Here is a 6,489-nt window from a genome sequence, read left to right on the forward strand (position 1 = left end):
GTTTCCGGCCATCAGCTGTTTTGCGATATCTTTCAGGCTTTGCAGTTGCATAAGTAAAATTGCTTGATTGTTGGTGGATAACACAAGTTAATTCATACTTGTTTTAAGCTGAGCAGGGAATATTGCAGGTTTACTTATGGATGACTTTTGCTGGTAAATTGATGTGCAAAAAAGGAGTTGCGTACCTCTGGCACGCTAAAATGACTATTTTATTTCTACAAACCTTTTGCACCCCTGGTGCAACCTGCAATCTCGATAGATAATATTCAAAAAAAAGAGCTTTAGCCAAAATGCCAGCGGCATTCAAGCTAAAGCCCACTATTAGTTTTAAGTTATCCTTTAAAAACACTCTTACAACCCAAATCCTTCGGGAACAAAATCAAGCGAAACAGAGTTCATGCAAAACCTCTTGTGTGTTGGCGGCGGACCGTCATCAAATATATGCCCCAGGTGCGAATCACAACGGGCACAGATCACTTCCGTGCGCTGCATACCATATGAATTATCTTCTTTGTAGATCACACTGTTTTTGCGTACCGGCTCGTAAAAGCTTGGCCAGCCACAATCGCTTGCAAACTTAGCATCCGAGCGGAAAAGCTTGTTACCGCATACCGCACAATAATAAGTACCCTTGGTATCCTTGTTCCAGTATTTACCGGTGAATGCACGTTCCGTTTCCTGCTCCCTTGCCGTAGCATATAATGCCGCCGGCAGGATCTTTTTCCATTCGGCATTTGACACGTTTAAATGTTTGGTGTCGGTATTGGAATAATAAGGATTGTTCTCGTGCCCTTTTATTGTTTTGGGCTGCTGTGCAAATGCTCCTGTAGCTAAAAAGAACAGGGCTGCTATAACATATACCGCTTTCATTATTGTTTCAGTTTATCTTTAAATACCTTTTTGAATTTTTCCAGTTCGGGCTGGATGACATATTTGCAGTAAGGCTGGCTGCCGTTCTGGTTAAAATAGTTCTGGTGATAATCTTCAGCCTTATAAAAAGCTTTGTATGGCACCACTTGTGTTACTATCGGGTCTTTATAAGCTTTTTCGGCATTCAGCTTACTGATGTAATATTGGGCCTTTTGCTTTTGCTGGGCATTATGATAAAATATAGCCGAGCGGTATTGTGTGCCCACATCGTTACCCTGCCTGTTTAGTTGGGTTGGATCATGCGCTACAAAAAATGCAGCAATCAGTTCATCGTACGTGATCTTGGTAGGGTCATAAATAATATTACAAGCTTCGGCATGACCGGTTGTGCCGGTGCAAACCAACTCATAGGATGGATTGGCCACATGGCCGCCGGAAAATCCGGAGATCACTTTTTCAACCCCTTTCAATTGCTGAAACTTGGCTTCGGTACACCAGAAACAGCCGGTGGCAAAGGTGGCGGTATCCAAGCCCTTTTTAGGGCCTGATGCAAAAACAGAGAAACAAGCCGTTAACAGCACGGCTATTGAACAAATTACTTTTTTCATGTATATCAAATAGGTTTTAATACGATGCGTACTTATAGCAACTAACGTAAAAAACATAGCTAACGTTGAACAAAGTTACCATTTTAACACTTTGTGATAGTTGTTTGACAAAACGCTTATTTTCGCTTTACTGCTTATACTAACTTTAGCCTATGGAAAACCTTAAACTGTTTATGCTGATGCTGGGCTGTAAACCACCGGGAAGGCATATAGAACAACATGACGTGTTCTTTGGGATAGCGCCATCGCTTCGCGACCTGGTACCTGAGATCCAGGCCTTTTGGCCAGAGCCCGAAAAAATCCATATCGATGCCTGGCGTGAAGTAAATACGGTTGATGGATATGCTGTTAAGATCGCGCCAAGAGGCAATAATATCCCGCAGGATAATAAGTTATTTTTCATCAACCTTGGCGGCTATCAGCCTAATAAATTTGAAGAACAGCACTACGTTGTACTCACAGTTCAGAACGATTTTGCATCGGCCGGCAAAAACGCCAAAGAAACGCTTTTCTTTAAGCACAATCATTTTGACGGAGCTAACTCGCACATTGATGATAAATACGGTGTTGATGTTGATGTTGATGATATTTATAATGTAGAGGATATCTTAAATCCTGCTCAAAAAGAAAAATACCAGATAGAACTTATCCCGAATGCCGATCTTCCGGAAGATAAGATCACGCTTGGTTATTTTAAGCTAAGCAATTTATAATAGTACCCTCATGAAAAAGCCTGAGCATTTGAATATCATTGCCGACCGGGACATTAAGGATTCCTTCTCTGTCGAAAATTGGGAGGAGCAGAATTTTGATGATCAGCGGGTGCACAGGGCCACTTATAACCGCATTTTTCTAATTACTACGGGATCAGGCCAGGTAGTTATCGATACTGCCCCCTATCCTATTGTTGGCAATCAATTGTTGCTCATATCAAAAGGCCAGCTTTTTACCTTTTCTGCCGATACCGCTTTAACCGGCTATGCGATAAGCTTTGGCGATTGCTTTTGGGAAAGGGCCCCGGATAGCGCCAATAATTGCAAGGCGGTATTATTCAATAATGCTTCAGATAACCAGCGAATCCCGTTAACAGCCGACGATATACAAGAACTAAATCCGCTTTTTAAAACCCTGCATACAGAATTTATTAAACCCAGCTACATCAACAAGCTGGATGCTATGGCTGCCTACTTGAAGATCATCATGATCAAAACAGCCAATATCAATGCATCGCTGAGCAAAGGATTTGATAGTTATGATAACCAGCTATACCGCCAGTTCCTGGAGCTGGTTAGCCGCCAGTATCAAAACACCCATGAGGTTGCTGAATTTGCAAAGCAGATGGGTATCTCCACCCGTAAATTAACTGAACTTTGCAACCGTTGTGCCGGCAAGGGTGCTAAAGACATTATTAACGGGCAGCTAATATCCGAAGCAAAGCGATCGCTGCAATTTTCGGCGAAGCCTGTAAAGGAGATAGCCTACCATCTTAACTTTTCAACGCCCGAGCAATTCAGCCATTTCTTTAAAAAGAATACGTTGGTATCTCCACATCAATACCGCTCACACTTTGTACATATTGGCATGTGATTAGCTGGTTTTAACATTTTTAACCGGCAGCACCGGCATAATTTTGAGGCATATTAATTCCATTAAAATCATGTCAGTAAGTAAAGTAAAAACCATAGCCGGGATCACCATTCCTGATAGCACTATCGCCAACCATGCCACCGAACTTTTATTAGCGCATGGCACCGAATTTATTTATAACCACTCGCTTAGGGTGTTCATTTTCTCTTCGCTCAATGGCGAGCGGAAGCAATTAAAATACGATCCCGAATTGCTGTACGTAAGCTCCATATTTCACGACCTGGGTTTAACCCCACATTACAGCAGTCCCGATAAGCGTTTTGAGGTTGACGGAGCCAACGCAGCACGCGATTTCTTAACAAGCTACGGCTTACCGAAAGATCAGCTGCAACTGGTTTGGGATACTATTGTCCTGCACACCACCATTGGCATTGCCGAGCATAAAGAACCCGAGGTTGCCCTGATGTATTCGGGCGTTGGTCTTGACGTAATGGGTGAAGGATATGAAAATTTGAGTGATGCCAACAGGGAAGAGATCATTACAGCATTCCCGCGCAATGATTTTAAAAAGAAGATCATCCCTACATTTTTTGGCGGATTTGAGCATAAAACAGAAACCACTTTCGGTAATATCAAAGCCGATGTTTGTGCCTACATGATCCCCAATTTTCACCGGAAGAATTTTTGTGATTGCATCCTGCATTCGCCATGGAAAGAATAATGGAATTTTAAAACATTTTGGCTTTTTGGTAATTTTATCATTATCAATTAACCAATTAAAAATTTCCGTTATGAAACATGCATTCATTTTTGGGACTACCATTTTTTTAAGTGAAAGAAACACGCTCACTTATAGTGATGGACTTAGTAATATTGAGTTTTTGAGGGTGCTGTCATTTTATGATGAGCATAAAGGCAAAATGCTTACCATTGATGCCAATATCAACACGCCAAACGGCGAGGCCATCAGGATCAATGCCAACGCCAATGAAAACAGCGCCAACGTACGTATTGATGTAACCAGCGGCCGCATCAAAGTATTTCAACCCGGGCATGCCGAGCCTCTACTGGACGTTTACCAGTTCGATCCGCATGAATATCCAGGTTTATCAAGCCATGTGCTGAATGAAATTCACGCGCAGCATCCTGATCATGTGGTCACTATTAAAGGGAATTTCTTTGTTGGCGGGGCACATTTCCTCATCGAAAATGAAAAGATGTTTATCGATAGTAATGGTTATGCCAATGGCGTTGAAAATGCGCACAATGGGGTGATCTTGTCGGCGGCTGTAGCTTAGTAAAAAGTTATTATTAAATATGTGAGATAATACAACATGTCATTGCGAGGAGGAACGATGAAGCAATCGCATACTATACAGGGCCGCTCTGCTTCCGTGCGATTGCCACGCTACGCTCGCAATGACATAATTTTACTCGTGACCATAAGCTCACTCAAACACACTCTTCACCTTCTTAATAGTTTTCTCCAAATCGATACCTTTTGCAAGTACGCCTTTAAAAAGATCGCCAGTTTCCCTAAGGCGGTCAATGGAATTAAAAATGGTAAAATCCTTCATGGTGAGCCCCGGTTTGACCTCATCCCAATGTAAGGGCATAGAAACCGTAGCGCCCGGTTTGGGCCGCAATGAATACGGGCCAGCAATGGTAGCACCAGGGCGGTTCTGCAGAAAATCGAGATACATTTTACCTTTCCGGTTGGCTACCGTACGTTCCAGACTGGTATAACCTCGAATTTGTTTATGAACGATATCCACAACGAGCCGTGCAAATAGCTGCGATTGATCGTAATCATATTTAGCCCCCAGCGGAATATAAATATGCATCCCTGTTGAACCCGACGTTTTGCAGCACGACGGCACATCGACGGCATCCAATACTTTTTTTACCTCCAAAGCGGCTTCAATAACCTGGTCGAACGTGTTTTTATCAGGGTCGAGGTCTATCACGCAATAATCCGGGTTGTCCGGCGATTTTACCCGGCTAAACCATGGGTTCATTTCAATGCATCCCAATGAGGCCATCCATAACAAATAAGATTCATCTGATCCTACCAGATATTCCTTATGCTCCCCTTCACCATTGGTATAAGGAAAAGTTTTGGTGATCCAGTCGGGCGCTTTGCCTTTTACATCCTTTTGATAAAAACTTGGCCCGTGAATACCATTAGGGAACCTGTTGAGCGACATTGGCCTATCCTTCAAATAAGGTAAAATATAATCGGCAACCTGGTAATAGTAATTAAACATATCACGCTTGGTAACGCCATCTTCAGGCCAGTAAACTTTGCTCAGATGGGTAAATTTAAGCTCGTGTCCGCAAATTTTGCGCACCTGGGTTTCATCTTTAGGGTTAAGCAGGGTTTTACGATCTGTATCTTTCACGGGTTTAATAGCTTTAGCATGATTATCGTTATCAGTGCTTTTAACTTCTTCTACCGTTTCAGTAGTATCCTTTGGGGTTTCCAGCACCACATCTTTTGCCTTTTTATCAGTACGCATTCCCTTAAAGGAGGCTTGCCGGAACACGCCATCGCCGGTTACTTCGGCAAATGCAACTTCGCAAACCAACTCGGGCTTGAGCCAGGTAGGCTTTGCACCTAAACGCTGCGGCCTGAACCGCGATGGCTTATCTACATCAGGTTCAACTTCAAACGGACTTTTATCTGTAATAAGCGGCTTAAACTGCTCCATCATTTCCTTTTGCAGTTTATCAGAAAAACCTGTACCCACTTTGCCCACATACTGCAGCTCGACCTGATCATCATATACGGCAAGTACCAATGCACTAAACGATTTGGAAGTACCTGCATTTTTGGTAAAGCCCGCTATGATCACCTCCTGCCTCCGGTGTACCTTTATTTTAAGCCACTCCTTTGAGCGGAGATCCGAAGTATAAACGCTGCTTGCTTTTTTGGCGATGATACCTTCCAGACCGATCCGTTCCGCAGCATTAAAAAATTCGATGCCGCCGGTATCAAAAACCTTACTTTGACGGATGCGGTCATCATTTGTAGGGAGGATAGATGTCAATATCGCCTGGCGTTGTTTAAGGGGCAAATTCATCAGGTTTTTGCCCTCATACCAAAGAATATCGAATACGTAATAAACCAGGTTACCATCAGCCTCGCTTCGCCAGTTTTGCAGGGCTCCAAAGTCGGAAATCCCCTTATCGTTCAACACCAGGATCTCGCCATCAATTACTGCGTTGATCTGCCAGTCTTTCAATAATTTATTGATCGGGTAGTATTTCTCGAAAGGAAGATTATTACGGGAGATGAGCTCCGCTCCTTTCTTGTCGATCACTGCAATAGCCCGGTAGCCATCCCACTTAACCTCGTAAAGCCAGTCGGGATCGTCAAAAGGCTCGTCAACCAGGGTAGCCTTCATGGGCTTGATCTTAGCCG

Annotated in this window: 7 protein-coding genes; 4 read left to right on the forward strand and 3 right to left on the reverse strand. The window is 43.2% G+C overall.

Annotation, left to right across the window (positions count from 1 at the left end):
- Window positions 1-351 precede the first annotated feature (351 nt).
- Together msrB and msrA are read right to left on the reverse strand one after the other, a co-directional pair.
- Window positions 352-870, reverse strand: a complete 519-nt coding sequence (gene msrB / locus VF500_RS19440) for a peptide-methionine (R)-S-oxide reductase MsrB (RefSeq protein ID WP_330861271.1) — start codon at window positions 868-870, stop codon at window positions 352-354.
- A complete protein-coding gene (gene msrA / locus VF500_RS19445; RefSeq protein WP_330861272.1) occupies window positions 870-1,478 on the reverse strand; it encodes a peptide-methionine (S)-S-oxide reductase MsrA in 609 nt (202 codons plus the stop codon). The genes msrB and msrA overlap by 1 nt, the downstream gene beginning before the upstream one ends.
- Before the next feature lie 152 nt (window positions 1,479-1,630).
- Between msrA and VF500_RS19450 the strand changes: the two genes are divergently transcribed.
- The 4 genes from VF500_RS19450 (at window position 1,631) to VF500_RS19465 (ending at window position 4,363) form a co-directional block, all read left to right on the forward strand.
- Window positions 1,631-2,191 carry a DUF1543 domain-containing protein gene (locus VF500_RS19450; RefSeq protein WP_330861273.1) on the forward strand — a complete coding sequence of 187 codons (561 nt, stop codon included), beginning with the start codon at window positions 1,631-1,633 and terminating at the stop codon, window positions 2,189-2,191.
- Between the two features lie 10 nt (window positions 2,192-2,201).
- Window positions 2,202-3,065: an AraC family transcriptional regulator gene (locus VF500_RS19455; RefSeq protein ID WP_330861274.1), complete on the forward strand. Its 864-nt coding sequence runs from the start codon at window positions 2,202-2,204 to the stop codon at window positions 3,063-3,065.
- Between the two features lie 70 nt (window positions 3,066-3,135).
- Window positions 3,136-3,786, forward strand: a complete 651-nt coding sequence (locus VF500_RS19460; RefSeq protein ID WP_330861275.1) for an HD domain-containing protein — start codon at window positions 3,136-3,138, stop codon at window positions 3,784-3,786.
- 70 nt (window positions 3,787-3,856) lie between these two features.
- The gene (locus tag VF500_RS19465; protein ID WP_330861276.1) at window positions 3,857-4,363 is read left to right on the forward strand and encodes a hypothetical protein; all 507 of its coding nucleotides are present in this window, start codon (window positions 3,857-3,859) and stop codon (window positions 4,361-4,363) included.
- 150 nt (window positions 4,364-4,513) lie between these two features.
- Here VF500_RS19465 and ligD read toward each other — a convergent pair.
- The coding region (gene ligD, locus VF500_RS19470; protein WP_330861277.1) for a DNA ligase D at window positions 4,514-6,489 on the reverse strand (1,976 nt) is incomplete at its 5' end.

This window comes from Mucilaginibacter sp., assembly GCF_036383575.1.
Classification (GTDB): domain Bacteria; phylum Bacteroidota; class Bacteroidia; order Sphingobacteriales; family Sphingobacteriaceae; genus Mucilaginibacter.

Bases quoted from the DNA above. Each gene is read 5' to 3' on its own strand.
- VF500_RS19455 (WP_330861274.1), top strand. From the start codon at position 2,202: ATGAAAAAGCCTGAGCATTTGAATATCATTGCCGACCGGGACATTAAG.
- VF500_RS19465 (WP_330861276.1), top strand. From the start codon at position 3,857: ATGAAACATGCATTCATTTTTGGGACTACCATTTTTTTAAGTGAAAGA.
- msrB (WP_330861271.1), bottom strand. From the start codon at position 870: ATGAAAGCGGTATATGTTATAGCAGCCCTGTTCTTTTTAGCTACAGGA.
- VF500_RS19450 (WP_330861273.1), top strand. From the start codon at position 1,631: ATGGAAAACCTTAAACTGTTTATGCTGATGCTGGGCTGTAAACCACCG.
- msrA (WP_330861272.1), bottom strand. From the start codon at position 1,478: ATGAAAAAAGTAATTTGTTCAATAGCCGTGCTGTTAACGGCTTGTTTC.
- VF500_RS19460 (WP_330861275.1), top strand. From the start codon at position 3,136: ATGTCAGTAAGTAAAGTAAAAACCATAGCCGGGATCACCATTCCTGAT.